Below are 25,887 nucleotides of genomic sequence, written 5' to 3'. Positions count from 1 at the left end.
TTTTGAAAAAATTAACTTGCATGAAATCTCTAGTTTGATATACTCATTTTGTTTGTTGCAACATTTGACAAGCACTCTACGATAGAAGGGAAGCGATAATCAGGTGGATCATACCCGTACACCCCTGTTCTCTGCATTGCTTGCGCATGCGGAAAGAAATCCAATTCAGTTCCATATTCCTGGCCATAAAAAAGGAGTCGGCATGGACCCAGAGTTTCGTGCTTTCATTGGCGACAACGCGCTGTCCATCGATCTTATCAATATAGCACCGCTCGATGACCTACACCAACCGATGGGCGTCATCGAAGAAGCTCAGAAGCTGGCTGCACATGCGTTTGGCGCGGATCATACGTTCTTCTCCGTGCAAGGCACGAGCGGCGCGATCATGACCATGATCATGACGGTTTGTTCCGAAGGCGATAAAATTATCGTTCCTCGGAATGTGCACAAATCCGTGCTAGCCGCGATTATTTTCGTTGGTGCTAAACCTGTCTTTATTCAGCCTGCACGTGATAAAAATCTAGGTATTGATCACGGCATTCCAACCCGCTCGGTTCGCCGTGCCCTTGAGAAGCATCCAGATGCCAAGGCAGTGCTTGTCATCAATCCAACTTACTATGGCGTGTGTACCAATCTCAAAGAGATCGTTGATCTTGTACATAGCTACAACATGCCGGTACTTGTTGATGAAGCACATGGTGTACTCATTCATTTCCATGAGAAACTGCCTATGTCCGCCATGGAAGCAGGGGCTGACATGGCTGCTACCAGTGTACATAAACTTGGTGGTTCCATGACACAAAGCTCGGTCCTCAATGTCAAAGGAAATCGCGTGAATCCGAAACGTATTCAGACGATCATTTCGATGCTGACAACGACTTCGACTTCGTACATTTTACTCGCTTCATTAGATACGTCGCGCCGCCATCTCGCTATCAATGGACGCGACATGGCAGAACGCACAATTGAGCTTGCTCACTATGCGAGAAAACAAATCAACGAAATTCCTAACCTCTATTGCTTTGGTGAAGAAATTCTCGGTGATGAAGCCACTTATGCCTATGATCCTACCAAAATCTGTGTACACGTCCGTAAGCTAGGTGTCACAGGCTTTGAAGTAGAGAACTGGCTGCGCGATCACTACAATATCGAGGTCGAGATGAGTGACATGTACAACATCCTCTGTCTCTTCACACCAGGGGATACGCAAGAGAATGTTGACATTTTACTAACGGCTTTACAAGAGTTATCCCACATCAATGATGATGTTGTTGAGGTCAAAGAAGTAGTAATCAAGGTTCCAGCAATCCCGCAATTGACGTTGACACCGCGTGATGCTTTCTATGGAGAAACGGAGATTCTGCCATTCAAAGACTCTGCTGATCGTATCATTGCTGAGTTCATTTATGTCTACCCGCCTGGCATTCCGATATTGCTACCTGGTGAAGTCATTACGCAAGAGTTGATCGACTATATTGTTGAGCATGTGGAAGTCGGATTACCTGTCAAAGGGCCTGAGGATCGCAATGTGCAACAAGTAAAGGTTATCGTGGAAACGCAGGCCATCTTCTAATCTCTCTATCACAAGGGATATATTGTAAAACCGTTTACATGATGCTATGATATGGGTGATGTTTTGCGAATGAGGTGATCAAGGAATGGCTCAAAGCGCTTATATTAAATTCGTAACAGGATCAACTGTCGCCGCACTTACCTTGGATGAACTCAAGGAAAAGCTGCTGCATTATCGCGATCAACTCAGCCAGACAGCCAAACAGCTTGGTTGGGAGTATGACGAAGCCGGATTCCCTTACACGATTGAGACGAAACCGGAAGGCGAAGGCAAATGGTTTTATCTGAAAGGCATCAATCCCTTATATCATGCGATTGTAGTTGGCGTCGGTTCTGAACAAAACCAGGAGCAGGAGCGCCAGTTCGTGCAATTCGTATTACCCGACAATGCCACACATGGTGACAAGAGCAAGGGCAATGAATTCTGCAAATATCTGAGTAAACTTCTGAAAGCTGAACTCCATCTATTTAACGGTAGAATCATGTATTTCAATCCTAGAAAATGAATAACCACAAACAGAAACCCCCTAACAGATCACTCTGCTAGGGGGTTCTTATGTATAGCTCTTATTCTTCGCCTTCTTGAGCCACGATTTCATTGTAAATCGTTACCACACGTTCCCACTCTTCTTCATCTTCAATGTTGACGAGGAAAGCATCTTCGTCCTCTTCTTCAACACGGAAAATCACGCCATCTGCTTCAGGATCATTCCGATCCAGTAAAACAGCATACGCTTGCTCCTGAGATTGGAAGGTATATACCATGACCATTTCATGTTCTACACCGTTCTCGTCCGTTACGATAAAAACATCTTCCCCTTGCTCGTCGTGATCGTGGTCACAGTCCGGGCCGTGCACATGATCATGCTTCTCATCGCTCACAGGCAGAACCTCATTTCATCAAGTAATAAGTTACTTAAATATCCTAACATTTTCATATTAAGAGGTCAAACCAGTTATGCTTTTATTGACTTACTCTGATTGAATTTGCTTTTCTGAAACGACCGAGTAATCGCTGCTTCCATCTTGCTGCATAGCGAATTTAACAACATATGTGCCTGATTCATCAAATGAAACACCGTACAAAGGAACTTTCAACCAAAACGACTCTTTGGAATCTGAAATTGATTTAACAACGGGTGTAATCACATTGCTACCGCTAGGTGAAACAATGGAAACACGAACGGAATTAATGCTTGTTTTCAAGTTATCTACCTGCGCGAATACGATAAAGTCCGCTTGCTTGCCGCGTTCAACGACTCCGAAAGGGACGATAGCTGAATCTTTACGAACTTCCGTTGTAAAGAACATATGTACATTCGGCTTATACAAGTAAGCCGTTTTACTTGAATCCTCCCACCTCAACAATGCTTGTAATGCATCGCTCATGGCGCGTAACGGCAACACCGTCTTGCCATCCACGATAAGTGGTGGAACATCGGAATCTCCGAATTCTTTGGTTTGATTGTTTACGACTAATCTCGCGATATTATATCCTTTATATTCCCCCCATATCGATGAGGCTACCACCGCAGCCGTACTCAAAACAAAGAACACAACCATCAACGTAAAAATGCGTTGAACTTTCATCTCATTTAACCTCCAACCTCGTTAGTCATCTGTCTGTCTGCATCTTTATACGCCGATGTTTATGAAGAGTTGCGATGAATTTATAATTTTGCAATAAAATTAAGAACACGCTGAATATAAGCATCCGATTGCACTTGGAACGACCCTACATGACCCGCTTCGCGTGTGATCCATAGCTCAAAAACATTGGGATGACGCTTGTACATTTGGACACTATTATCAAACGGAATAGCAGGATCGTCCTGACTATGAATGAATAGCACAGGTCTTGGTGCGATCCGATCGACAGCAGCTAATGCGTCAACAGCATGAGGGTTTACGCCGATCAACTTCGGCAGAATGAATAAAATAAGCGGAGTAAAGGGAATCCTTGGGAGTTTGGACCACACAGGCAGATTCTCCTTCAAATAAGGGTAAAGCTGACTAAAAGCACTGTCAGTAATCACACCTGAGACGTCTTTCTCTTCTGCAGCTGCCAATATAGATGCGGTGCCTCCCATTGAGAAGCCAAGTAAAGTGATTTTAGTAGGCGTATTCGTATGTGACTTCACCCAATCGATCGCGCCAAGGATATCTTCTTTTTCCAAAAAACCAATCGTTGTCGTTTTCCCTTCAGAAAGGCCTGAATTACGGAAATCAAACATAAGAACATGATACCCTGCTTGCACAAGTGCTTGCGCTAACGACAAGGCGGGAAGCCCCTTCTCCAGTCGAGTTCCTGCATAACCATGGGACATGACAACCGTCATGGTAGAAGTAGCTGAAGGCGCATTTAGAGATTCTAGGTACCAGCCATCTAGCATGACATCCTGTCTTCGGCTTGGAAATTTGACATCCATGCGTTGCATGAGATAGTTTTCGGGTGTATCGTCCACTAACTTCCGCTTCGGATGCGTTAACTGCCAACCCACAAATATCGAAAGCCCAATCAAACACAATAATACTAACAAAAAGACGATGGATACGAGAATCCAATTCATAGTGAAATCAACACCTTCTATTCGAATACTTAATGGATACTGTTTCTCTAATTCTGCATATATGGGTTGAAAGTCAGCAACCTCCCATGTTACATTAGAAAAAGATGGATTTTTGTCGAAAAATGGAGGCTGCTGAATGAGTTTGCAAATTCAAATGTTGGGAACCGGCAGTGCCTTTGCCAAATTATATTACAATACAAGTGCATTAATCCGTTCGAAGTCATTGAACTTTCTAATAGATTGTGGAGCTACTACACCTAAATCACTTCTTGAAATCGGATTAGAACTGGACCAAATAGATGGTATCTTTATTTCACATATTCACGCCGATCATGTAGCCGGCCTTGAAGAAATAGCCTTTCGGTTATTCTATCAGTATAAACGGAAACGAACGAAGCTTTATGTCACCGAGGCATTAGCACATATTCTATGGGAGAATACCTTGAAAGGCGGTCTATATAATCCAGAGGAAGGTTTCAACCAGCTTCAAGATTATTTCGAACTAGTCTTTCTGCAAGAAAACACACCCACCCTCATCACTCCTGAACTTACGATTGAAATCATTCCTACTTTACATATCGCCCAGAAGCTTAACTATTCATTCTTTATTAATCATCACACATTCTATAGCGCGGATATCCAATTCGATAAAGAGTTGCTGATCAACGAGGTTGTGCGCACTAGAAATTGTCACACCATTTTTCACGATTGTCAATTAAGCGGTTCCGGATTTGTTCACGCCACATTAGAGGAGTTGCTCACACTCCCTGCTGAGATTCAGGAAATCATCTATTTGATGCATTATGATGACTTTATGCCGAACTATATTGGCAAGACAGGTCTAATGACCTTTATTCACCAGCATGACATCATCGAAATCTCCGACTAAACTAAATTTCGACGCCAGCCTTGAGAATTTATTTTCTTAAGGCTTTTTTCGATAATTTCCACGTACTTTCTCATTTTTTTTTCGCGAACAGCAGGGATTTTATGACAAGTATAGAACTTGTCACAAGAGTGTGTGAACGGAGGAAATATCCATTCGGGAGATGATACGGTGATTATCAATGGGGTTTATTATGTTTATGTCATTCTATACGGCCTATATTCTACCTATCTACATGCAGTACTGAACATCCCTTTGTTTCTGTTCGCTGTTTTTCTTTACATCCTGTCGGTTCGTTATCAAACTTCACTTCCTGCCAGACCATGGCTTCAACTGCTCATTATCGGTTTCCTTCACGCGATTGGCCAATCCAGTCTATGCTATCCCTTATATTTAATAACACTGGCACGCTATACATACAAAGAAGAAAACCTAATGAAATCATGGTCACTTTCAGCTGGTTTTATCACCATTTACTTATTAAATGTTAATTTCATTACACATTCCGCAAGCCGAGAATCCATGTACGGTTTAATGAGTATCGTTGATTTTACAGCGGTTACATTATTAAATAGAGCAGCTTTTTTACGAAGCGGTAAAATAGATCGCTTGCGCAATGAACGCGATTTACTAACGCAAAAAGATTCGCTTACAGGTTTATACAATTATGAGGAGTGCCACAGAAGACTTGAACAACAAATCAAACATCACCAGTCACTCGTGCTGTTTCTAATTGATTGCACAGATTTGAAAGCGATGAATACCTCGGGAGGCTTTCAAGCAGGTAACTTTGTCCTGAAGCAAATGGCTGATCTCCTCCAGATTTTATTCAAAGATGCGCTCTTTATTGCCAGATACGGCGGAGATGAGTTCGCAGTCGTGATGCCGCTTTATAAGGATTTTCTAGCAACCGCTTCCTTCCAGCAGAAGTTAGATTCTGAGCTTCCTAAGCTTACGGGGATTCAAAACACGTACGGTATTGCCATCTTTCCGCAAGATGCCTTGACGAAAGATGATCTTATTTTGCATGCCGAGCATAATCTATTTATAAAGAAACGTGAATCTTGGTTAAAACGTGAAGAACAAATGCAAAGATCAGAAAAGCTGCGTGTTGTTGGAGAACTTGCTTCAGGAATGGCCCATGAAATTCGTAATCCTTTAACAACGGTCAAAGGTTTTTTGCAACTGTCAAAAGCAAGCGATTACAATATTGAAAATTGGTATGAATTGATCATGGACGAGATCGATCGGATGAGTGATTTGACAGGCGAATTCCTCCAATTCTCCAAGCCTCATCAAACGATCTATGAAACCCATTCATTGAATGAATGTGTCCTTAAAGTCATTTCACTCATTGAATCTGAAGCAACAAGCTCTGGGCATGAAATCCATTTCCATGAATCCACCCATGCCGTTCTTATGCTCATGGATCAGGACAAAATGATCCAGTTACTCCTAAACATGATGAAAAATGCTTGTGAAGCAATGGAAGAGAGTGGCTCCATCCACATGAAAATAAGCCGCGATCAGAAGAACGCGACTTTAATCATTGCCGACACCGGGCCTGGCATTCCGAGTGATCAGTTAGAGAAAATTTTCCATCCCTTCTTCACAACGAAAGAAACCGGTACCGGTCTAGGTTTATCGATTTGCTACAAAATCGTTCAGGATCATCAAGGTACTTTGGAAGTTGAAAGTGAGCTCGGAATAGGAACACGCTTTATCCTAACTTTCCCTCTTACGAATACCATGACAACTGACATTGATAATGCCGCTGTAAGCTAAAGCGGCTTCTTCATTCTGACATGAAGAATGCCAGCATCATAGAATGGCTCTTCGGAGATCACTGTATAGCCTAATTGACTGTAAAAGCCTTCGGCTTGGCATTGCGCATCGAGAATGGCGTATTGACAGCCTAGCTCAAGAGCCTGCTGTTCCATGGCAAGTATAAGTTGTTTCCCAAGAGATCGCCCTCTATAGTCCTTTAAAACGGCAACACGCTGTAATTTGGCTGTTGCTTCTTGATATTCATACCATCTAGATGTAGCGACAGGGCGTTCACCATCTAGGATTAGAAAATGATGGCAAGCTTCCGGCGACTCATCCTTCTCATCCATCTCTAAGTGTGCGGGTACTTGTTGTTCATCCACAAATACGTTAAAGCGGACAGCAAAACAAGCTTTCAGTTGTTCCATCGTAGTTACACGAATCGTTTCCATGCGGCCATCTTCCTCTCTAAGATCGTTTCTTGATCTTATCTCATTCCGGAAATGTTGTCCACATGTACCAATTGCCGTGTTATTTCCTTTCTAGTAGGTAGCTGCATGCGCCGATGGCAAATCCTAAGAGGGCGCCAGCAGCTACCTCTCGCGGCAAATGACCCAGACGTTCCTTCAAAGCTTTACGTCTTCTAGCATGGTATAACCCAGGGTGTTGCCGGGCAATTCGTTCGACTTGCTCATCTAAATCATTCACTTCAACTGCAATCTCTCCAGCTGATCTGCGAATCCCCATTGCGTCATACATGACAACAGCTCCGAATACGGAGCTCACCGCAAAATCTATCGCAGAAAAGCCTCTCTTCATCCCAATATACGTGGCCATTGCCGTAACACCAGAAGAATGTGAACTCGGCATCCCACCCGTTTGAATCAATTGTGACCAATCCCATTTTTTACTGAACACATACGTTAAAGGCACTTTGATGGCTTGCGCGGCACCAATACCGATCACCGCCGCAGTCAATGCTCGATTCATTTCTTTCACCTCACTACTAGCATCCATCACAGGTTTAGATTCTATGCGCAAAGTTTGATATACTAAATGCATTGATTCTTTTGTAAGGAGTGTAACTAATGAATATCGCTTTTTTCCTTTTGCCTAAATCCGAAGTTATTACTACAACTCCACAAGCAACACTTCGACAAACGTTGGAACGTATGGAGTATCATCGTTATACCGCTGTACCGATTCTCTCCGATGATGGACATTATGTCGGTACAGTTACCGAAGGGGATTTACTCTGGTTCCTCAAAAATTCGGAGCATATCGGTTTTGAGAACGCACACCGTCATGTGCTTGAAGAGGTTCCGCTGCGTGTCAAAAATAAGCCCGTTCACATTCATGCCGACATGGTGGATCTGATTGACTTGGCTAAAGTACAAAACTTCGTTCCTGTTGTCGATGATTCCGATAAATTCATTGGTATTGTTCGGAGAAGTGAAATTATTGAATATTGTGCGAAGCAAATGAACTTTAAATCCAAATCAGCCGTACAGCCCTAATTCATATATGTATAAGAAAGACAAAAAAGGCTGATAAACTCAGCCTTTTTTGTCTTTCAGAATCATTTTCTTATTGGACCTGACCATTCGATGAGGCTTTAGAAGATACAAACTCACTGGCCCAGTCAACCATGCCATTCATTAAGGTCAGAACGAGATTAACTGCATCTTTTTCGGTTAACGAGCCATTCGACTGAGAGCTGACGTACTGCGACGTCTTTTGTTCCAGCTTAACGACTAAATCTTTTATTTTCAAAAGTTCATTCGCTAAATCTGTCACTTGCTGATTATTCGAATCCCCTTGACCTGTCTTCATGTTCTGACTTTGACTTTGATTTTGATTTTGTCCTCGGCCTTGATCTTGACCTTGGTTCTGGTTCTGATCTTGATTTTGAGCGGTATTCTTCGCTGACTCATTTTGCCCTGTATCATTGTTACTTGAAGATGACTGCTGCCCTTGACTGTCTTGCGAGCCTTGAGTACTTGAGATCAACATCTTTTTGACCGACTCCAACTCAATCAGAACCATATCATTTTGTTTGGTTAATTCATCCATTTGCAACTTGAGATCCTGTGTTTTAATCATGTTGTCGAAACCCTTCCTTCCCTTATTTCACAGCACCGCAAGCAATCCGCTTACCCGAGTTGCCGGATGGATCCGTCTTTAGATCATCTGCCTTCTCATGAACAATCAAACTAGTTCCCCCCGGTTTAAATAAGGAATTCGGCTTGTCTGGGGTCATGACCACTGACTTCGTAACCGCGCTGAACTTCCCATTTCCTTGCGCATCGACGATAAGATTAGGAAGATCTCCTGCGTGCGCGCCTTTGGGATTTAAGAAGCCATGCTCCTTGTGATACGGATTAAAATGCGCTCCTGCTGAATCAAACGTTGGCGCTTCACACATCGCTTTCTCATGTATGTGGAAACCATGTACACCTGGAGGAAGTCCGCTAACTTGTACATCCAACTGCACACCATCCTGGACAGCGGTTAATTGCGCAGACCCTACAGATTGGTTGTTGGATCCTATGAGCGCAACAGTGATTGTTGATGGAGGCGCAGCAGCCTCTGATACGGATGTACTTCTAGTAGCTTGGCAACCTGTCAACATAAGGAGACTCAAGCTGGCCGTTATCATCATTTGAACTGATTTCATCTTGTATAATCCTCCTGTACAACCTCACATTGGTATATTCTACCCTTAGGATGCACAACTGCGCTTCACGGTAATCGCTTTTATCTATAAAATTTTCTAAATCACCTGATTTCAGCACAAAAAACCTGCAATCTTTCGATCGCAGGCGCATTTTATTGTTAATCTCCCCAACATTCAAAAAATTGTCATGAGTTTTGCGATGATTTGAAGATTTTCTAATTTCCGTTTATAGAAATGAAACTCAACCTTCGTATGTTCAACTGCATCCTCCATCTGTAAAACCTGCTTCTGTAAGTCTTTCGTATAAGGCCACAACTCCGCTTGACGTTGAAGCTCGTTTTTACCGGTGACCAAACCTTCACCAATGACTTCATATTCCTTCGTAAGAAGCATATGCTTAGCCCAATTCAATTCAGATACCGCGTCAACATAGATGGCTTCTGCTTGTTTCAATAATTCTGGTACAAGTTGTAGCTCCAAAATAACATCCGACCGATTCATTCGGATTCCTCCTACGAGTTTTCATAGAAACTCAGCATAGTAAATTAGTGAAATATTGTTGCTTAGCCTCATGTATATTCATAGAAAAACAAAACATGCACAATCGCTGAAACCGGCGGAAATACCAGGTTTTCTTTCCTATTCCGAGTTCTTTCGCACTACCTTTCCCTTAAGAAATGACAAACGAATCAAGATTACATTAAATCTCTTCTATTGGCTCCCGGCCTACTTGTATAACCTAGTAAAACTGATACAATGTTACTATACGTATCAGAGGAGGTGACAAATATGAGCCAAGAGGAAGAAGTAGTATCACAAAATGAACAAGAAGAAATCTCTGCTGAATCCACTGAAGAAGTGGTGAATCAAGAGGCTGAAGAAGAAATCGCTGAAGCGATTGAAGAAGCGGCTGCTGCAGAGGAAGAAAGCGAACAATCCGATGAAGAATAATGAAACCGTTATCATAATATGATCAAATATCCCCCTCAACTTAACCGTTGGGGGTTTATTGATTTTACATAAAAATAATTTATTTTTTTTTAATTTCCACGAATAAATATTCTGAACATTCAAATAATACTGGTGTACCAAAAAAAAGGAGATGATTTTGAATGGCTAGATCTAACACTTTAGTCGTACAACAAGCAAAGGCAGCACTTGATCAAATGAAGTATGAAGTCGCTCAGGAAATTGGTGTCCCTCTCTCCCCTTCTGGTTACAACGGTAATTTAGCTACACGTGATGCTGGCTCAATCGGTGGCAACATCACAAAACGATTAGTGCAAATGGCTGAACAATCTCTCGGCGGCTACAAACGCTAATCCTTTGATGTAGGAGCAAGCTCGAAAAGACTGAATCACTCGATCCTCCTTAGAGTGACCTTCAGTCTTTTTCTTTTTTTCTTGAATATCCTCCGATTTCCCTTCAATTTCCTAACCAGTTTCCCCAAACATCTATAATTGGACTCTTACATTTAGTATGATTACCTTGCCCCATACCCGAAAAAAGGAGTGTTGAACCGATGACCACGCAATATGAAATTTTCCGCGATCCTTACCGCATGTTAATTCTATTGGCCACGCTAGTTAGCGAAAAACAAAACGAACCTGCACTTCAATTTGACAAGGTCCCTTTTTTCGAAAATGAAGCCTTCCTCATTCAGCATGACAAGTTTGTTTACAAAAAAAATCAAACGGAAATTACCTGGTTTCAATTTTTAGGAAGAGACATTTCGTGCAGCAAAGATCTTTCCCGCGAAGAGTATAACAAAATGTTTGTTGATTGCCTTGCCTCCTTATATAATCTTACTTAACAAAAAATGAAGGAGCAGATCATGAGATCTGCTCCTTCACTACTTCCATTACTTCCACTACTTCTTCTTAACTTCTTCTACAAAAACATCACTTGCATCACGCGTACTACCTAGCTCAAGGATCGTATATTTCTTCTCACCGATCATGATCACATCTTCCACTTCTGGAAGAGGATCTCCCAGATACACTGTGCCTAAATACACATTACTACTCTTCAATCGCAAATTCCAACGATGCTGTTGTTTCGTCATAACCTTTTTCCTCCCAAACTCTAATGATCTCAAGTTACCATAAATTCACGCAAGATGAAAGCTATACTAGGAAACATCGCATGAATGTAGTACATTTACTTCACAATCTTTACCAGAGGGGCTGACATCTTACTATGACATCACATGGTATAACCAACGAAGAGCATTCCCTTTTGCTCCCAAAAATGATGCCCATCAATTGACATTCTCTCGAATTCTTGGTATATTACTAACTGTATCCATAAACGACTTGTTAGCTCAGCTGGGAGAGCACTATCTTGACAGGGTAGGGGTCAGTGGTTCGAGCCCACTACAGGTCATACAGAGAAACCCTTACTACGTAAGGGTTTTTTGTTTGTTTTACACCCCGACACTCTCAACATAATCTCTCCTATTTGCTCTTTGGCAACATTTTGGCAACCTTTACTATACTAAAGCAATTTCGAATACTGAATTGGCATCATCCTTATCGTAGTGATTTGTAACGCTTAACCAAAAATCATCTTACCAAATGCTTCTGCTGTCTCTTTTTGCATACTCGGCATAATGTGGCTGTAAGTATCTAACGTTATTCTTACATCAGCATGACCAAGTCTCTCTGACACAATTTTCGGGTTAACATTTTGCTTCAGAAGTAGTGAAGCATGTGTATGCCGCAAATCATGAAATCGAATCTTTGGAACTTTTGCTTGACTTATCAGGCTGTTGAATGTTCTCCTGATATTACTTGAATTAGTTGGAGTTCCTATTTCAGTACAAACTACAAGATCAAAATCCCTATACATAACTTCATTTTCTTTCTTCTCACTAAATATGCGCTTTTTATGTATCCTTAGTACGCTAATTGTTTCCACTGGCAATGCAATGTTTCTCTTACCTGCTTTGTTCTTAGTATCCGCAACTAGTTCTTTACCGTCATGGCTAAGTGTTTGGATTACACATAATGAATTACCTTCAAAGTTAATATCATTCCATCGTAAGCCTAGTATTTCACCTTGACGCATTCCAGTTGTAAGTGCAAGCATGAACGCAATATGATACCTGCTACTTTTAGAAATATTTAGGAATTGTCTGACTTCATCTACGTCCCATACTTTAACTTCTGTTTTTCTAGCCATTGGTCTATCTACTAATGAAGCTACATTCTTTTTGACTAGTTCCCACCGTACGGCTTTCTTTAGAGAATCATTGATTAACGTATGAACTTTTTGAATGTTCTCGTCAGAAAGCTTCTTTTGTTTCTTTAATTCATTGTAAGTATCTTGTATCATCATTGGAGTTATCTTTTGTAACGTAATACCTCCTAAGTAAGGAATGATATGATTGTTTACGAGAAATGAATAAGTTTCCAAGGTCGATTTTTTCACTCTCGTTTGCTTATCCTCTAACCATCTAATTAAATAATCCTTATACAATAACTTCGATTCCTCAACATATTCATCTTTATTAAATGCGTTTTGTGCTTCCACTAAAGCTTTTTCAGCTTCTTTCTTCGTTTTAAATCCCCGTTTCTTCTTATTCTTCCTTTTCCCATTTCCATCTTTTCCTAACTCTAGAACGTAGAACCACGGGTTTTTCTTAGCCTTTTCATCTTTAAACACTGCCATTTTTTTCAGCATCTCCTTTGCTTGTATTTCTACTTTACCTTACTACAAGTAAAGTAGAAATACAATACTTGACCACAAGTAAAGTAGATGCTATGATTTGTCCAATCACATCTACACGGAGGTATCACATGAAGAATAATCTGAAGCAGATACGTAAGCTAAAGAACATCTCCCAAAAACAAGTTGCAGAATATCTAGGAATAACGAAACAAGTTGTAAGCCTATGGGAAAACAATCCTAATGAAAAGATACCCGAACAAAGGATAAAACAAATTGCTGAATTCCTTAATGTAAGCGTTGATGATATATTTTCAACTGAACTTGATAGCAACAAGATTGAACTGCAAGTTGTTCAAGAAAAATTTCAAATACTAGGTCAAATGCTCATTGAATCATCAGAAAATGACAAAAGGGAAGCTATTGTCTCCAAGTTAAACAAATTAGCCTATGATGAAGATACTCTTATACTTAATGAACTTGTAACGCGAATGATTTCAGACCAAAAAAACAAAAAAAAGAACAACCCACTTGGATTGTTAGTTCGCTTTGGATTGATTATTGATGAATCCAATAATCATGAAATAAGAGAACTACAAAAAATGTTAAGAATTATCGAGAAAAACAAAAGTAATAATAAGGGTTTATTTGCAGATATTGTTTTAAATGAAGATTACAACGAATAACTTTGACACCAAGAACTCAAAACTACTAAAGGAGATGGCAAATATGACGAATCAGTTACTAGAAAAAATTGCATTGAAGAATCTGGATGAATTGCCTGCGGTTTTAACCGTTAAACAAATTCAGGACACGTTGGGAATTGGCAGACAACAGTCTTATGAGTTAGTTAATTCTAATCAGTTCCACGTTGTTAGAATGTCAAAAAAGATATTAGTCTCCAAAGAAGTATTCGTTAAGTGGTTAAATGGAAGTTGAAAATAAGGCTCTGATAAGGATGCCTTACTCCAATCCTGATTCAAATTGATGCTTAAAAGAATACTGAAACCTTCTCAAACTCTTGTGAGGGCTATTCAGTGTGTAGTTTTTCAAAAAACAAGGAGGAATTATTATGAAACTACTGGAAAAAAAACAATTAAACGAACTTTTATTTTATAATGAAAAACAAGCTGTTTTGCAATTACCAAATGAAATATTTGAAGATTTAATTAAATGTAAAGAATTGGTGGATAGTAAACATATTGCATTTGCCTACTCATTCTACTATCTAATAACATGGATGTATAGAAATACAAAATATGTTGACAATCGCCTATTAAAAGTTTCCATTTTAAAAACTATTTTAGGATATTCCTCTACTAACAAAACAATAGATTATATTATCAAACAAGGCGGCATTTTAGATCGGCTTGGATACACGGAAACGACAAAAAATTATCCTGTCGAGTGGTATCACGGAGATTATAATGAACCAACATTTATTACTATTAATGAAATTTTGGAGAACGCAAAATTTAATCCTAACGATGATTTGGAAACTAGAGTTGGGAAAAGCATGCAAATTGAATTTCTGAAACAAGGAACTGGTTTGAATTCAAAGATCAAGTTTCCAGTAAAGGCTTTTAAGCGTAATAGTGATTCTGAAGAAATCGACGGAACTTTTTATAATTTTGATAACACTCATAAAGCTTTTTTTGACGTATTTTCATTTTGTATGTCAAACAAGAAGTTAGGTTGTATTGGCTTTTACCTTTACTCATTTCTTAGGCATAAGAATGACATGTACAATGGAGTTGATATTTCTCATGAAGCATTGTCCGAACAAACAGGAATATTAGCAACTAGTCTTAATAAGTATTTAAATGAATTAAAATACTATAATATGGTTAGTTGCAAGCCTAGCGATTTTGTCATAAACATATCAGATCATGAAAAAAAAGCAAGCAAATATAAGACCAATGAATTTAACAAGTTTTCAGACGGAAATACGAAATATCGTATAAGACGAGTTTTAACTATTGAACAACACATTGAACGCAAAAAAGAAGCGGCTTCTATTGACGATACGGACACAAGCGACCCTTTTTTAGCAATCAATTGAGTCTTTGTTAAAGGTACGATATTCGGTGTATATATAATACAACCTAATATTCCTTGTATTATATTATCACTTCTATATATTATACTAACTAAAAAAAATGGATTATTTAGAATGTATTATATATACCCCTAATATCATACCTTTTTAGAATACCCTGTAGTTAATGGCTTTTCACCCCTTTGAATCCCTAGATTTCTTGTTCAAAAGTCATAAAACAACTCTAATAACCCCAATTCGTTATGATTTCAAGTTATATTAATCAATAGCCATTTGTATAGAATTTGAGTTTATTTAAAGCATTCACCGTAAGACGCTTCAGTACGCTCTTTGAGCCATATTTCATCCTCCACTATAATTAAGGCATGAAAGAGGGAGCGAGAGCGCAGAGCCAGTGCTAGAGGTATCCTACAGCCTTTAAATTGAGTCTCCAATCGCTCCAACTATGTTACTAGCTACGATACGGAATCATCAGAAGCAGTCAATGCCAATGTAGAAATAGGATTATCAATGTAAATTATTGGAGAGGTTTGTCCAAATAGAAAAACCAAGTAAGTAACTATAACTCACTTGGTTTTGTGAACATGTATTCGATGGATTAACTATTCAAACCAGTTTAAATGTTACGGAAACATGTATTCTCATGATCTTAACCAGTCATATCATTCAAGGTCATTACTTTTAGTATGTCCCTAGTTATAGTTTCTACCTTTTCTGTGAGGTATACTTCAATTTTCATATTGCCCTTGTCATTTGAAAAAACGTAATGGACAACTTTATTCATATCTGGGTTAAACCCATGTTCTATAATATCTTTGTTCATTAATTCTAAGCTTTGAACATCTTCTAAACCAATTGCGTAAGCAAAAGCAATATCATGAACCAAGTTGCTGTCTATTGGGTCATTATAAATAAGTTCATTTCTAACTCTAAGTGTTTCATTGTGCATGATTTTTACTTTAATAATTGTAGATAGTGGAATACTCAATGTGTTCCCTCCAATGTACATTAAATTACTAAACATCTCAATTATTACTATTACCCAATTTTGCTTTCGTATTCCTTGACTAGCCTATAGAATGTGGGCTTGGTTAGCTTGGATAACGCCATTGCTTTTACAGCGGTTATTGTGCCTTCCTTCCATTGCTTGTACGCCTTTTTGAAATCCTCTGTAATCATAACTTTAGGTCTACCTAATTGCTTGTTGTTCGCCTTTGCAACAGCTATCCCCTCTTTTTGCCTTTCCTTGATTAAATCACGTTCAAACTCGTACAATGCGCCAAAAACTGTAAGCATTAGCTTTCCTGAAGGAGTAGATGTATCTATGCGTTCCTTCAATGAAACAAGGGCTATACCTTTATCTGATAATTCTTTGACAAGAGAAAGCAAATCCATTGTATTCCTAGCCAAACGTGAAAATGATTCAATATAGATCGTATCACTTTCTCTAACAAATGATAGCATTTCAATGAGTTTAGGTCTTTCCTTTGTTGCTCCGCTTATCTTTTCAATGTATGACTTCTCAATTCCATGTTCCTTCATCATTTCAACTTGTCTTTGCTCGTTTTGATCTTGGGAACTTACCCTTATGTATGCAACTTTCATATTTCCACGCCTTTCCGATGGATTTGGTTAAGGCTATTATCTATCGAATTGTATCAAAAAGTCAACTTTATTTTTGATACGTTTCTAAAATATTATAGGACTTATAGATACACCTTAAACCCTCATTGTACCGATGCATGAAAAGCGTTAAGGAAAGTGTACTTTTTGAAACATAGAAGTAACTTCTATTAAGACTTGAATCTTGTCAACCTAGCCTTATCTGTGAAAAAACTGAAAAATTGCTATCATTAAATTTCCACCGCAGGATAATAAGGGGGAAATGGAGAATGATTATTAGAGTTTTCAATGGCTACACAGTCTGTGGGGTGTAAAAGTGACTTTAGAAATTACTGCGGAAATTAAAAAAATACAGGAAAGGTATATCTCACTTCAAAATAGTAAATATGAAGATGATTTAAATGAAGCGAATACAAGTGATAAATTAGTAAAGCCATTTTTAAAATTATTGGGATTTAAAGAAGATTGGCAGTTTTCACAGAATCACGCTATTAAAGGTAAAGCTATCGTGGATATAACTATAAGAAAAGATGATAAGCAAATTCTTTTCGTAGAGGTAAAAAAGGCTTTAATAAATAAGATTAGTCCGAAGGATTTACACCAATTGACAAGTTACCTCAATTCAAAGAACTTAGAGTGGGGAATATTGACAAACGGTAAAGATTACGTACTTGTCAATAATGAGATTAAGGGAGAGTATAAAGATAAAGAAGTATTAAGGTTCAACATTTTCAATGAATTTGATATTGATATTTTTAATTATTTTACATTCAACTATTTGTTTAAAAATAAATATTCTTATTACAAAAAACTACTAAAACAGTACCAAGTTTTTAAGTTGAAAGAAAGAGATAATTTCAATTCTTGGACAAGATATAACGAAACACTTGATAAATATTTTAACTATATAGAAAATAATGTAGGATTTAGAGAACTAAAACATTTGAGTTTAGAAGACTTCGAAGAGTTCAATAAATATGATATTTTGGAAAGTAAGAGAAATAAAGATAGAAAAAATATATCTTCTATAGTAACAATAAAAAATAGATATGCACACATAAAGAACTTCTATGATCTATTTGTAAAGAATAAGCTTTTAACAGAAAACCCGTTTAATTTTAATACTTCCGATGAAGAATTAGTTCAGATATACGGATTGCAGAATACTGAAGATTCACTTTCATTAACAATCGAAGATATTGATTGCATATTGGATGGATATGACAAACCTAGAGAGTCTGAAAGAAACAAGTTAATGTTTCTACTATGTCTTTACTGTGGACTAAAAAGGGAACATCTAGCAAATATGAAATTAAGTGATATAAACTACGATAGCCGTACAATTAAGTTTGAAGATAAAATATTCGTATTCCCAAAAGAGTTTATGAACAGGATAAAAAATTATATCGATAACAAAAGGGATGAAAATTTTAACAGTGATTACTTTTTTGCAAGAAAGTATGCAGGGTATTCAGAGCAACCAATAGAAATATCACAAATTAATTTTATAATTAATAAAGCATCCAAATCTTTAACAGGAGAATCTAACACAAACAAGATACAAGTCAATCCTGAAAAGTTAAAAGGTATGCTTGCTAAAAAATTGTTTGAGGTAGGTTTCACAGTAGAGGAAATAATCGCTATAACAGGGTTATCACTATCTTCCTTATCCACTTATATTACTACCGAAAGCATTTTAGAAAGAACCGAAGTAAAGAAGCTTGATGAAAGGCATCCATATATTGAATTGTTCACAAGAGAATTAGGTAGTTTGTTGTAACCAATTCATAACACTATAAAAAGCAAAAACCTGTCGCTAGTGGACAGGTTTTTTAAGTTTAATGAACCCACGGGGGGTACTTTTTACCGTTTTGAGTAACTTGAAGATCACAAAACCCTACTGCACTTCAGGAACGCCAGCAAATAGCAAAAAAAACGAAACGATCACGATTTGATTTTTGTAAGATTACCCTTAATTACTACTATCCTTCATTTTCTGATACTCCAACTCCACCAAGCGCATAAACTCGGAAGGCTTCATTTTTAAACCGTCACACAACTCAAATAACTTGCTGACGGAAGGCTCATTCAAACCTCTTTCCAACTGACTGATGTAGCTTCGATCAACTTCGCAGATTCCAGCCAAGTCCTCTTGGCTCAAACCCTGTTTCATTCTGCGAGTCTTTATGATCTTACCCATTATAGACTTAATGATAATGATTTTCCGCAAAGGTACAACCTCTTTTTGAATCATTATCAGATCACCGAGTCTAAAATCAACAGAAGAAGTATCCTACAAAATGGTTTAAATTAACAAACTTCTGTGCTATATTTGAAAATAGTTCTTTTGGCGGAGGTCTTAGGTATGATTTTTGCGGTGTAAACAAGTTAGGGGATTGGGAAATTAGTATATGCAATACTATAGAGGAGGACATTTCACGTTGAGGAAGCCTAGCGGGATTTTAATTGGTTTATGTTTTGTGGCTATTTTGAGTGGTTGTCAATCTAATGTGTCAAATGGTAACAATACAATGGTTTCAAGTAGTAAAGTTGATACTCCACCAATAACTAAGACAGAAATCAAAGAAGTTGAAAAACCAAAGGAAGAAACGATTCCACCACCGTACAAACTAGCTGTAGATGAACTAGCTAATGGAAACTATAATCGGGCAATTGATTTTCTTGATCTAACTATTAATGATTTTCCTGACAGCAAGTATGTTTATAACGTGTATATTATTAAATCAATTATTTATTCTTCAAAGGTTAATTCTACTTTTACAACAGCCCTTTCTCTGTACACAGGATTAAATAAAGGTACAGTTCTTGGAAGTAAAGCGGAGTCCCAAGCAACACTAGTCAAAGCAGATGAACTAAAAGCGCAAAATAAAGATTATACTTCAAAACTGAAAGAAGTATTATCCTATATAGATAGCCATTTTAACGAAGATACAGCGGCTAGAGATTTTGGGCAAGTATCGTTTAACGGAAGTTCCACATCAAAGGACTTAAAATTTTTTGAAGATGTTGGGTATCCAATGCCAAAGGATGATGAAATTGTAGAAGTGGAAGCAAATCAAGCAAACTATGTAATGGGTTGGCAAGTCAAGAATTTCATTGTAAATTCCAAAATTGTGTATCCCCAATATTTTCTAGGCATGGCTTATTATTTCGGGAAAGAAGATATGAATTTGACGCATTCACTCTTAGATAAAATTTACAAACTTACAGATAATGATAAATACAACAAGAGCCGTTTAGACGCACAAGATTATGAAAAGAAGCTTCAAGAAGTGAAATGATTAGGGAATAGTGATTTCATTTTGATTCTAGAATTGGCATCATTTCTGGCAACATATTAGAAATAACAACTCATGTACTAAAGAACACAAGAAGGTAATGAAAACCCGAGAAACCTTGATACAGAAGGCTTCTCGGGTTTTCTCAATAATTAGAAATCATTTGCAATTGATCTTGACAGGGTAGGGGTCAGTGGTTCGAGCCCACTACAGGTCATATGTAACAGAAACCCGTGAAGCCTTGCGCTACACGGTTTTTTTGTATTTGATACAGCAGTTAAAATATACATGTAACAGATGTTTATTTTAGTGGTTTGAGTACGAGAAAGATACCAAATAGAAATTATTAGTTCAAATTGATCTTTCCTATGAAATAACACTTCCTATTCCACCTACAGATTCAAGATAGTTCAATAAAACTGCGGCTGTTTAGGACTGTTTTCTCGTCCATGGCAGCCGCTGTTTCTATTTTTCGAGTCAGTCTAATACTTATTTCCCCAAGACACCCATCACCTTGGAGGAAGCCAGAATCTGGTTTTCCGCCGATAGCACCCCCTGAAAACGACAAAATTCGACGAATCCTTATAAAAGCTATGCATAAGGAGTGAATCACGATGGCCAATAATTACAAACGCTTCATTCAAAATCAATTCGAAAAAGCGAAGTCTACCGCTTCTGAATTCATTTCTTCAAGAACTGAAGAACAAGAAGAAGGCACTATTGAACTCAATCCGCAATATTATGTTGAGCTGAAAGCAATCGCCGATATGCAGCATACGACCGTGCAAGCAATCGTCAATGGAATCATTGTCCAATACCTGGCAAGCGCCCCATACGAATCAACCCCCATCTCAGTGGATCAAAAGGAAGATAACCCGCTTCTGTATTTGGATGGTATTTGCAAACTATAGGATGAAGGAGTGCTGATATATGGATAACAACTTGCATATTCGGGATGCAATTTTTCTGGATGAAACAGCTTTAGCCGCTTTAATGAACCCTGAAGACCCCCGCTATGCGAAAGCCCGTTCCCTGTTTTTGGATTTGCAAGATCTTGAACGTAATTACATGACAACCAACTCCATTATATTTGATCTTCACGATTGGCTTCGTAATGAATACAGCTATGAGCAGGCGGAATATTTTCTGAATGCAATTGAAAAAGCAGTGAATAAAGGCAAGTTGGCTGTCATCTCCAGCGCCCCCGAATTTGAGGGGGAATCGCGTAGACTGCTTATGGACAGGCCCGAGCTCCGTTTCTCGCTCAGCGAAGCATTCACTGCTGTGACCATGTCCTATTATCAGGTAAAACGCATATTTACTTTCAATCGCAATTTCATGATGCTTGCCAATTTGGATAAGGATATTCGAATCATTCCATCCAATTAATAGCCTTTAACGTTAAAATGCCGTAAAGTGCTTTTTCCGTCATAAACGACGAGTGAGCCCCTAACGTAACGCCGAAGAGAATGTGATAACATATAACTAACGCAAACCTTTAGTTCAACAACAAGGGAGCAGTTCTGCCGCGGCAGCTGCTCCTTGTTTTATTGATCGGTCCCTCCAAAAGTAGTTTCATCTACTTCTAGAAAGCTCCATTGGAAACCCCTATTCCATTTTCAACATACACCGTATCGCTCGTTTCGTTTCTTTGATGGCTTCTTTCAACGGCTTCGTTTCTCCTTGATAAGGATGAACGCTACCGAAGGTATGGTTCCCTTCCGGAATCCTTACCCACCTAATCGCAGGGTTGTTCGCAACTAGCTTTTCTGAACCTCGAATCCCACGTTCCCCATCCTGTGTACCTTGTATGAGTGTTACTGGGAAGGTTGCGCCACTGATTCTGCTGATGATATCGAAACGCTCTTGGTTCTGTTCCATATCTTCAAGGATCTCAAGATCAAGCGGCATCATCTGCTTTGTTCGTCCATTCAGTGTGTAGGATCTGCCGGCAGCCCGCATTTCTGCTTTGTTGTCCTCCGTTAATAAATCCACATTAGCAATGCCATTCCAACTGATGACACCAGCAATATCCTCTGGGTGATCTAAAGCATAGATTAAACTCACGCCAGCCCCTCTGCTATGCCCCAGCAAGAGTATCGGTTTATCAGCCGTAGCTTGTTTGTGAATATCTGCAATTACAGCCTCGATGTCCTCCAGATCTCTGGAGTAGGTATCACGTGCAAACTTTTCAAGCTCTGTGAATTCAAGCAGGGTCTCACCCACGCCATTATGGGAAAAATTCAATGCAATAACATCCACAACTTCAGCCAACTCACTCCCCACATGCGGGAACATGCCCCAGTCTTTGAAGCCTTTATAGCCGTGACATAAGAGTAATGTACCTTTACTGGGTTCAATTTTGGCTTTGTAAACATCGCCTCGTACAACCCGTTGGTCAGTAATATGTAATTCAAATGGTATTCCTTTAGATGTATTCATGTGAGTTTCGTTCCTTTCGTTCCAATCACTCGTATACTTTTGTTATTTTATCACAATCTAACTCGGACAAGGGAATCGGCTAAAAGCTTTATAAATTTTTGTGAAAAAGCAAACACTTAACTATGGCAGTAACCCCTAAACGAATAAGGAGGAAGCCCTTATGTTTTCAAGCCGAAATCGCAGCAGACTGCGACAACTACTTGCCACCTTCCTTCTAGCTCAACTTTTGAGTCAAGGAATGAGCAACAGCGCTCTGGCACAGCCTGTCGAGCCGATGCAGCAAGCGGCTGTAACTGATACCGCAAGCATTCTTTTGCAAGTCAAAACATCTCCCAGAGCTATTTATCTAACGGAAACGACATTTGTTGATAAATCATTACAACGAGCATTAGAGGAGGCTAAGCCAGGTGTTGCTTATATAGAGCCACTTCTACCAGATACGACCCTCTCTTATCACAAAAGGGATCAAACCCTACTTCTGGGTGTCACCCCAAATGGTGATGCCATTGATTTAGCTGCAAGGCAAACTTTCCAGCTTCCCAGCAAAGTGCAGGAAACGCTTCGAGAGCAAGTTCAGGCTCTTCGCGCCAAGCATTATGGCGAATTGCTCACTTGGGAGGAAGCCTCCATCGTTCTTCCCAAATATAGTAGTTTCACCATCCTTGATGTGGAGACTGGCCTTCACTTCGAAGGACAGCGTCGCGCCGGCTCCCACCATGCAGACGTCCAGCCGCTTACGAAAACGGACTCTGCGACGCTCAAAAGCATTTATGGCGGCAAATGGAGCTGGGATCGCCGTGCAGTCCTAGTGAAGCTGAATGGCCGCACGCTGGCCGCTTCCATGCATGGCATGCCGCATGGCGGCGATGGGATACCGGGAAATGACTTCAACGGTCATTTCTGCATTCACTTCCTGGGGAGCGTAACCCACGGCTCCCGCTCCATGGACCCGGCGCACCAAGTCATGGTGCACCGAGCCGCCGGCTTGCTGAACGACTATGTCAGCAAGCTCTCGCCCTATGCGCTGATCGACGTATGGATCAGCGGCGCACACCAAGGTGACCTGCAGCTGCTGCATGTCACCACAGGTCAAGAACAGGCAATGCATGTGCGCAGCATGCGACGCCTGTCCAAGTTCCAGGAGCGGGACGTGTCCCAGCTCCTGGAACTCAACACCGCTGTCGACGTGACGACAACGGCAGCAAGAGCATCCGCGGTGTCGAACCGCCGCGTTCTCTTTCATCTCGAACGTGCCTCCCTGCAAGATCGGTGGTACATTCGCAGTGCGATTATCCAATGAAGAAGCCCGGCACTCTCGGATTATCCAGAGTAGCCGGGCTTTACTCATGTCAGAGGTTGACCAGAAGCCTTACGTAATTCATTCGCAAGTCGATGAAATTCGTCTTGCGCAGGCTTAGAGGATGTCGCTGCATGTCCTGCCGACAGAAAAGGAATTATCGCATTAGCATCGTGAACAGAAAGCGTGTAAACGGGATGAACTGGCGTCACTTTCGTATTCCACCAACCTTCATTCCCATAAGATTCATCATAATCAATAGCAATACCATTCACCGTTACATCGTTTAGATATTGATAAATCTGGATAATCGTTGATCTTTTCCCTGCACTCCACGCATAGGTTTGCCAAAAATGAGAGCAAGCACCTGCAGCATAAACAGCTTCCATGACGGCATAAGAGCCATACACCCCCGTTGTATATGCAGGCGTTGCTTCACTAGCAGCTTTGATATATGCAATGATCGTTGGCATTTGGGCAGATGACACATCAAAATCAACCGCAAAATAAATACAGCTTCCCTCCGGTTGACCTACTTGCAAAGCAACTTGAGCAGCAGTTGCCCCATCTGCCAATCCCGCACTTCTGCCGCCAAGCGCGCGATTTGCTGTTGTTTCAAACACCGAAACCAGTTGTAAACCAGCCTCACTAACTGCATCTGCCTCTGACTTCGTTAAAGCCTTTGCCCCACTTGGCACCAAATATCTGGCAACAAACGAATATCCTTGTCCGACGAAAGCAGCCGCTTTTTGTGCCGTCAGCGGTGTTGAACAATCAAACCCTTGCGTCACTTGCCATCACCTACTTTCCATTAGTTCCTAACAGCTTATGCGGAAAAAGAAACAAGCGACACCACCGAACATCTGGCCTCATGGCTTCGGGCACGAAAAAAGGCTTCTCTCCGGAGAGAAAAGCCCATTCATTCTATCTGTTAAACCTCTTTCGTACCAAATCGAATCGCATTTCGCTCCCGAGCTCGCTGCGCTTCTACCTCACGATTGCGAGGCTCAGCGTTGGTCACTAACGAATCCATTAGTTTCTGAGCGACCACAGCTACATCTCGAACTGCCTGCTCAAATGCAGCTTCATTCGCTTTGGAAGGCTCCGTGAATCCGGTAATCTTACGTACAAATTGCAGCGACGCCGCCCTTATTTCTTCTTCCGTTGCAATCGGTTCATAGTTGAAAAGTGGTTTAATATTTCGGCACATCGCGTACTCCTTCGGGCTTTACAGCCCTATAAAATAATAAAAACCCTTAAAACTCTATTTATCCTGTTTAACTATAGAAGATGTATAGTGTTTTTACAAGTTCGTTCAGTGGTCAATGCATCCAAATACACTACTTACGAATTTTATTCCAATCTATAAATTCTGTAGGTTACTTCCATTAATGCCAGATGAAAATAAGATTTAAATCATGTAACAATTACTTAACTCTCGTTTCGCCATAAAGCTCCTCCTATCACTTCCGAAACTAGGCATGCATAGCATGGTTCTTAGGAGGCGAAAAAATGCCAAACTATCGAATTATCGTCGATTTGGCAGACCGGAGACTGTATTTGCTTGATGGGAATACCGTTGTCCGATCTTTCCCGGTAGGAATCGGCAAGATGGTTACTAAGACGCCAAAAGGCGAATATACGATCATTAATAAACAAGCCAACCCCGGGGGTCCCTTCGGAGCCTTATGGATGGGCTTATCTAAACCCCATTACGGCATCCACGGAACGAACGATCCTTCCTCGATTGGTAGGGAAGTCAGTCACGGTTGTATCCGAATGTACAATGAGGATGTCCTGCAGCTCTCAAAGCTCGTTCCCATCAGTACCCGGGTCACGATTCGACCTTAAGCAACCGGATGACGTTAATCGTGAGGTTGAATAACTGGCATTCGGCCTGTTCCAGACTCGGCTATCGGCATCTACCTAGGCAGTACCACCTCGCTAAACTGCCCCTTTACTTGAATGAGCAAAAAAGGAGCTGCTGTGAGGCAAGTTCCTTCTCTTTCGTTCTCCATTAGTTGAG

Annotated in this window: 33 protein-coding genes and 1 tRNA gene; 18 read left to right on the top strand and 16 right to left on the bottom strand. The window is 40.0% G+C overall.

The features are described 5' to 3' along the window. Positions 1-103 precede the first annotated feature (103 nt). Together AC58P7_RS07525 and AC58P7_RS07520 are read left to right on the top strand one after the other, a co-directional pair. The gene (locus AC58P7_RS07525) at positions 104-1,573 is read left to right on the top strand and encodes an aminotransferase class I/II-fold pyridoxal phosphate-dependent enzyme (protein ID WP_497341372.1); all 1,470 of its coding nucleotides are present in this window, start codon (positions 104-106) and stop codon (positions 1,571-1,573) included. Positions 1,574-1,658: 85 nt separating this feature from the next. Further along, on the top strand, positions 1,659-2,078 hold the full coding sequence (locus tag AC58P7_RS07520; protein WP_497341370.1) for a DUF1885 family protein: 420 nt from the start codon (positions 1,659-1,661) through the stop codon (positions 2,076-2,078). 61 nt (positions 2,079-2,139) lie between these two features. Here AC58P7_RS07520 and AC58P7_RS07515 read toward each other — a convergent pair whose 3' ends face one another. The 3 genes from AC58P7_RS07515 to AC58P7_RS07505 form a co-directional block, all read right to left on the bottom strand. After that, on the bottom strand, positions 2,140-2,454 hold the full coding sequence (locus tag AC58P7_RS07515) for a DUF1292 domain-containing protein (RefSeq protein ID WP_056612546.1): 315 nt from the start codon (positions 2,452-2,454) through the stop codon (positions 2,140-2,142). A gap of 90 nt (positions 2,455-2,544) precedes the next feature. Beyond that, the gene (locus AC58P7_RS07510; protein WP_497341368.1) at positions 2,545-3,162 is read right to left on the bottom strand and encodes a stalk domain-containing protein; all 618 of its coding nucleotides are present in this window, start codon (positions 3,160-3,162) and stop codon (positions 2,545-2,547) included. A gap of 80 nt (positions 3,163-3,242) precedes the next feature. Next, positions 3,243-4,142, bottom strand: coding sequence for an alpha/beta hydrolase (locus tag AC58P7_RS07505; RefSeq protein ID WP_497341366.1), 900 nt, complete (start codon positions 4,140-4,142; stop codon positions 3,243-3,245). 136 nt (positions 4,143-4,278) lie between these two features. Here AC58P7_RS07505 and AC58P7_RS07500 point away from each other — a divergent pair, with 136 nt between their 5' ends. Together AC58P7_RS07500 and AC58P7_RS07495 are read left to right on the top strand one after the other, a co-directional pair. Further along, entirely contained in the window at positions 4,279-5,031 is a 753-nt protein-coding gene (locus tag AC58P7_RS07500) for an MBL fold metallo-hydrolase (RefSeq protein WP_497341364.1), read from the top strand. 117 nt (positions 5,032-5,148) lie between these two features. After that, the gene (locus AC58P7_RS07495) at positions 5,149-6,813 is read left to right on the top strand and encodes an ATP-binding protein (protein ID WP_497341362.1); all 1,665 of its coding nucleotides are present in this window, start codon (positions 5,149-5,151) and stop codon (positions 6,811-6,813) included. Here the strand turns inward: AC58P7_RS07495 and AC58P7_RS07490 are convergent. Both AC58P7_RS07490 and AC58P7_RS07485 read right to left on the bottom strand, forming a co-directional pair. Then, positions 6,810-7,286 (bottom strand): GNAT family N-acetyltransferase, encoded by a 477-nt coding sequence (locus AC58P7_RS07490; protein WP_497341570.1) that lies wholly within the window; start codon positions 7,284-7,286, stop codon positions 6,810-6,812. The two genes, AC58P7_RS07495 and AC58P7_RS07490, sit on opposite strands and share 4 nt — an antisense overlap. A gap of 40 nt (positions 7,287-7,326) precedes the next feature. Further along, complete coding sequence (locus tag AC58P7_RS07485) at positions 7,327-7,836, bottom strand: divergent PAP2 family protein (protein ID WP_497341360.1); 510 nt, start codon at positions 7,834-7,836, stop codon at positions 7,327-7,329. A gap of 47 nt (positions 7,837-7,883) precedes the next feature. On the opposite strand from AC58P7_RS07485, the gene AC58P7_RS07480 reads away from it, so the two are divergent. Continuing rightward, the gene (locus AC58P7_RS07480) at positions 7,884-8,312 is read left to right on the top strand and encodes a CBS domain-containing protein (protein WP_497341358.1); all 429 of its coding nucleotides are present in this window, start codon (positions 7,884-7,886) and stop codon (positions 8,310-8,312) included. 70 nt (positions 8,313-8,382) lie between these two features. Here the strand turns inward: AC58P7_RS07480 and AC58P7_RS07475 are convergent, their stop codons facing one another. The 3 genes from AC58P7_RS07475 to AC58P7_RS07465 form a co-directional block, all read right to left on the bottom strand. After that, positions 8,383-8,898 (bottom strand): hypothetical protein, encoded by a 516-nt coding sequence (locus tag AC58P7_RS07475; RefSeq protein ID WP_497341356.1) that lies wholly within the window; start codon positions 8,896-8,898, stop codon positions 8,383-8,385. 22 nt (positions 8,899-8,920) lie between these two features. Next, entirely contained in the window at positions 8,921-9,472 is a 552-nt protein-coding gene (locus AC58P7_RS07470) for a superoxide dismutase family protein (RefSeq protein WP_497341354.1), read from the bottom strand. Positions 9,473-9,646: 174 nt separating this feature from the next. Beyond that, the gene (locus tag AC58P7_RS07465) at positions 9,647-9,973 is read right to left on the bottom strand and encodes a hypothetical protein (RefSeq protein ID WP_497341352.1); all 327 of its coding nucleotides are present in this window, start codon (positions 9,971-9,973) and stop codon (positions 9,647-9,649) included. A 288-nt stretch (positions 9,974-10,261) separates the two neighbouring features. On the opposite strand from AC58P7_RS07465, the gene AC58P7_RS07460 reads away from it, so the two are divergent. The 3 genes from AC58P7_RS07460 to AC58P7_RS07450 all read left to right on the top strand — a co-directional run bounded on the left by AC58P7_RS07460 (position 10,262) and on the right by AC58P7_RS07450 (position 11,285). Continuing rightward, positions 10,262-10,423: a hypothetical protein gene (locus tag AC58P7_RS07460; protein WP_497341350.1), complete on the top strand. Its 162-nt coding sequence runs from the start codon at positions 10,262-10,264 to the stop codon at positions 10,421-10,423. Between the two features lie 161 nt (positions 10,424-10,584). Then, on the top strand, positions 10,585-10,794 hold the full coding sequence (locus tag AC58P7_RS07455) for an alpha/beta-type small acid-soluble spore protein (RefSeq protein WP_497341348.1): 210 nt from the start codon (positions 10,585-10,587) through the stop codon (positions 10,792-10,794). Between the two features lie 200 nt (positions 10,795-10,994). Further along, positions 10,995-11,285: a hypothetical protein gene (locus tag AC58P7_RS07450; RefSeq protein ID WP_497341346.1), complete on the top strand. Its 291-nt coding sequence runs from the start codon at positions 10,995-10,997 to the stop codon at positions 11,283-11,285. A 57-nt stretch (positions 11,286-11,342) separates the two neighbouring features. Here AC58P7_RS07450 and AC58P7_RS07445 read toward each other — a convergent pair whose 3' ends face one another. Beyond that, complete coding sequence (locus AC58P7_RS07445; protein ID WP_028558119.1) at positions 11,343-11,537, bottom strand: hypothetical protein; 195 nt, start codon at positions 11,535-11,537, stop codon at positions 11,343-11,345. Between the two features lie 247 nt (positions 11,538-11,784). Here AC58P7_RS07445 and AC58P7_RS07440 point away from each other — a divergent pair. Beyond that, a tRNA-Val gene (locus AC58P7_RS07440) sits at positions 11,785-11,857 on the top strand. Positions 11,858-12,025: 168 nt separating this feature from the next. On the opposite strand, the gene AC58P7_RS07435 is transcribed toward AC58P7_RS07440, so the two are convergent. Then, complete coding sequence (locus tag AC58P7_RS07435) at positions 12,026-13,153, bottom strand: tyrosine-type recombinase/integrase (RefSeq protein WP_497341568.1); 1,128 nt, start codon at positions 13,151-13,153, stop codon at positions 12,026-12,028. Between the two features lie 119 nt (positions 13,154-13,272). On the opposite strand from AC58P7_RS07435, the gene AC58P7_RS07430 reads away from it, so the two are divergent. From AC58P7_RS07430 to AC58P7_RS07420, 3 genes are all read left to right on the top strand, one after another. Beyond that, the gene (locus tag AC58P7_RS07430; protein WP_497341344.1) at positions 13,273-13,827 is read left to right on the top strand and encodes a helix-turn-helix transcriptional regulator; all 555 of its coding nucleotides are present in this window, start codon (positions 13,273-13,275) and stop codon (positions 13,825-13,827) included. A gap of 43 nt (positions 13,828-13,870) precedes the next feature. After that, entirely contained in the window at positions 13,871-14,080 is a 210-nt protein-coding gene (locus AC58P7_RS07425) for a helix-turn-helix domain-containing protein (protein WP_497341342.1), read from the top strand. Positions 14,081-14,213: 133 nt separating this feature from the next. Then, on the top strand, positions 14,214-15,203 hold the full coding sequence (locus AC58P7_RS07420; protein ID WP_497341340.1) for a hypothetical protein: 990 nt from the start codon (positions 14,214-14,216) through the stop codon (positions 15,201-15,203). 646 nt (positions 15,204-15,849) lie between these two features. Here AC58P7_RS07420 and AC58P7_RS07415 read toward each other — a convergent pair. Beyond that, positions 15,850-16,188, bottom strand: a complete 339-nt coding sequence (locus AC58P7_RS07415) for a hypothetical protein (protein ID WP_497341338.1) — start codon at positions 16,186-16,188, stop codon at positions 15,850-15,852. 50 nt (positions 16,189-16,238) lie between these two features. After that, positions 16,239-16,805 carry a recombinase family protein gene (locus AC58P7_RS07410; protein WP_497341336.1) on the bottom strand — a complete coding sequence of 189 codons (567 nt, stop codon included), beginning with the start codon at positions 16,803-16,805 and terminating at the stop codon, positions 16,239-16,241. 334 nt (positions 16,806-17,139) lie between these two features. On the opposite strand from AC58P7_RS07410, the gene AC58P7_RS07405 reads away from it, so the two are divergent. Next, complete coding sequence (locus AC58P7_RS07405; protein ID WP_497341334.1) at positions 17,140-18,603, top strand: tyrosine-type recombinase/integrase; 1,464 nt, start codon at positions 17,140-17,142, stop codon at positions 18,601-18,603. 192 nt (positions 18,604-18,795) lie between these two features. Here AC58P7_RS07405 and AC58P7_RS07400 read toward each other — a convergent pair whose 3' ends face one another. Then, positions 18,796-19,053: a helix-turn-helix domain-containing protein gene (locus tag AC58P7_RS07400; RefSeq protein WP_497341332.1), complete on the bottom strand. Its 258-nt coding sequence runs from the start codon at positions 19,051-19,053 to the stop codon at positions 18,796-18,798. Positions 19,054-19,264: 211 nt separating this feature from the next. Here AC58P7_RS07400 and AC58P7_RS07395 point away from each other — a divergent pair, with 211 nt between their 5' ends. The 3 genes from AC58P7_RS07395 to AC58P7_RS07385 all read left to right on the top strand — a co-directional run bounded on the left by AC58P7_RS07395 (position 19,265) and on the right by AC58P7_RS07385 (position 21,511). Continuing rightward, complete coding sequence (locus AC58P7_RS07395) at positions 19,265-20,125, top strand: hypothetical protein (RefSeq protein WP_497341330.1); 861 nt, start codon at positions 19,265-19,267, stop codon at positions 20,123-20,125. Positions 20,126-20,736: 611 nt separating this feature from the next. Next, a complete protein-coding gene (locus tag AC58P7_RS07390; protein ID WP_497341328.1) occupies positions 20,737-21,033 on the top strand; it encodes a hypothetical protein in 297 nt (98 codons plus the stop codon). A 19-nt stretch (positions 21,034-21,052) separates the two neighbouring features. Continuing rightward, positions 21,053-21,511: a type II toxin-antitoxin system VapC family toxin gene (locus AC58P7_RS07385; protein WP_497341326.1), complete on the top strand. Its 459-nt coding sequence runs from the start codon at positions 21,053-21,055 to the stop codon at positions 21,509-21,511. Positions 21,512-21,730: 219 nt separating this feature from the next. On the opposite strand, the gene AC58P7_RS07380 is transcribed toward AC58P7_RS07385, so the two are convergent. Beyond that, on the bottom strand, positions 21,731-22,564 hold the full coding sequence (locus AC58P7_RS07380; protein ID WP_497341324.1) for an alpha/beta hydrolase family protein: 834 nt from the start codon (positions 22,562-22,564) through the stop codon (positions 21,731-21,733). 160 nt (positions 22,565-22,724) lie between these two features. Between AC58P7_RS07380 and AC58P7_RS07375 the strand changes: the two genes are divergently transcribed. Next, positions 22,725-23,864, top strand: a complete 1,140-nt coding sequence (locus AC58P7_RS07375) for a hypothetical protein (RefSeq protein ID WP_497341322.1) — start codon at positions 22,725-22,727, stop codon at positions 23,862-23,864. A 44-nt stretch (positions 23,865-23,908) separates the two neighbouring features. On the opposite strand, the gene AC58P7_RS07370 is transcribed toward AC58P7_RS07375, so the two are convergent. Together AC58P7_RS07370 and AC58P7_RS07365 are read right to left on the bottom strand one after the other, a co-directional pair. Beyond that, positions 23,909-24,652 (bottom strand): DUF1906 domain-containing protein, encoded by a 744-nt coding sequence (locus AC58P7_RS07370; protein WP_497341320.1) that lies wholly within the window; start codon positions 24,650-24,652, stop codon positions 23,909-23,911. A gap of 140 nt (positions 24,653-24,792) precedes the next feature. After that, complete coding sequence (locus AC58P7_RS07365) at positions 24,793-25,071, bottom strand: DUF2277 domain-containing protein (RefSeq protein ID WP_497341319.1); 279 nt, start codon at positions 25,069-25,071, stop codon at positions 24,793-24,795. A 302-nt stretch (positions 25,072-25,373) separates the two neighbouring features. Here AC58P7_RS07365 and AC58P7_RS07360 point away from each other — a divergent pair, with 302 nt between their 5' ends. Further along, positions 25,374-25,712 (top strand): L,D-transpeptidase, encoded by a 339-nt coding sequence (locus AC58P7_RS07360; protein WP_497341317.1) that lies wholly within the window; start codon positions 25,374-25,376, stop codon positions 25,710-25,712. Positions 25,713-25,887: the final 175 nt, after the last annotated feature.

The sequence above is a fragment of the Paenibacillus sp. J22FR5 genome (assembly GCF_059691975.1).
Note: the sequence above shows the minus strand (reverse complement) of the source record. Positions and strands in the feature narration are given on the sequence as shown.

Excerpts from the sequence above, each read along its gene's own strand:
- AC58P7_RS07520 (WP_497341370.1), top strand. The coding sequence starts at position 1,659 with ATGGCTCAAAGCGCTTATATTAAATTCGTAACAGGATCAACTGTCGCC.
- AC58P7_RS07510 (WP_497341368.1), bottom strand. The coding sequence starts at position 3,162 with ATGAAAGTTCAACGCATTTTTACGTTGATGGTTGTGTTCTTTGTTTTG.
- AC58P7_RS07505 (WP_497341366.1), bottom strand. The coding sequence starts at position 4,142 with ATGAATTGGATTCTCGTATCCATCGTCTTTTTGTTAGTATTATTGTGT.
- AC58P7_RS07500 (WP_497341364.1), top strand. The coding sequence starts at position 4,279 with ATGAGTTTGCAAATTCAAATGTTGGGAACCGGCAGTGCCTTTGCCAAA.
- AC58P7_RS07480 (WP_497341358.1), top strand. The coding sequence starts at position 7,884 with ATGAATATCGCTTTTTTCCTTTTGCCTAAATCCGAAGTTATTACTACA.
- AC58P7_RS07475 (WP_497341356.1), bottom strand. The coding sequence starts at position 8,898 with ATGATTAAAACACAGGATCTCAAGTTGCAAATGGATGAATTAACCAAA.
- AC58P7_RS07470 (WP_497341354.1), bottom strand. The coding sequence starts at position 9,472 with ATGAAATCAGTTCAAATGATGATAACGGCCAGCTTGAGTCTCCTTATG.
- AC58P7_RS07465 (WP_497341352.1), bottom strand. The coding sequence starts at position 9,973 with ATGAATCGGTCGGATGTTATTTTGGAGCTACAACTTGTACCAGAATTA.
- AC58P7_RS07460 (WP_497341350.1), top strand. The coding sequence starts at position 10,262 with ATGAGCCAAGAGGAAGAAGTAGTATCACAAAATGAACAAGAAGAAATC.
- AC58P7_RS07455 (WP_497341348.1), top strand. The coding sequence starts at position 10,585 with ATGGCTAGATCTAACACTTTAGTCGTACAACAAGCAAAGGCAGCACTT.
- AC58P7_RS07450 (WP_497341346.1), top strand. The coding sequence starts at position 10,995 with ATGACCACGCAATATGAAATTTTCCGCGATCCTTACCGCATGTTAATT.
- AC58P7_RS07445 (WP_028558119.1), bottom strand. The coding sequence starts at position 11,537 with ATGACGAAACAACAGCATCGTTGGAATTTGCGATTGAAGAGTAGTAAT.
- AC58P7_RS07430 (WP_497341344.1), top strand. The coding sequence starts at position 13,273 with ATGAAGAATAATCTGAAGCAGATACGTAAGCTAAAGAACATCTCCCAA.
- AC58P7_RS07425 (WP_497341342.1), top strand. The coding sequence starts at position 13,871 with ATGACGAATCAGTTACTAGAAAAAATTGCATTGAAGAATCTGGATGAA.
- AC58P7_RS07420 (WP_497341340.1), top strand. The coding sequence starts at position 14,214 with ATGAAACTACTGGAAAAAAAACAATTAAACGAACTTTTATTTTATAAT.
- AC58P7_RS07410 (WP_497341336.1), bottom strand. The coding sequence starts at position 16,805 with ATGAAAGTTGCATACATAAGGGTAAGTTCCCAAGATCAAAACGAGCAA.
- AC58P7_RS07390 (WP_497341328.1), top strand. The coding sequence starts at position 20,737 with ATGGCCAATAATTACAAACGCTTCATTCAAAATCAATTCGAAAAAGCG.
- AC58P7_RS07385 (WP_497341326.1), top strand. The coding sequence starts at position 21,053 with ATGGATAACAACTTGCATATTCGGGATGCAATTTTTCTGGATGAAACA.
- AC58P7_RS07380 (WP_497341324.1), bottom strand. The coding sequence starts at position 22,564 with ATGAATACATCTAAAGGAATACCATTTGAATTACATATTACTGACCAA.
- AC58P7_RS07375 (WP_497341322.1), top strand. The coding sequence starts at position 22,725 with ATGTTTTCAAGCCGAAATCGCAGCAGACTGCGACAACTACTTGCCACC.
- AC58P7_RS07365 (WP_497341319.1), bottom strand. The coding sequence starts at position 25,071 with ATGTGCCGAAATATTAAACCACTTTTCAACTATGAACCGATTGCAACG.
- AC58P7_RS07360 (WP_497341317.1), top strand. The coding sequence starts at position 25,374 with ATGCCAAACTATCGAATTATCGTCGATTTGGCAGACCGGAGACTGTAT.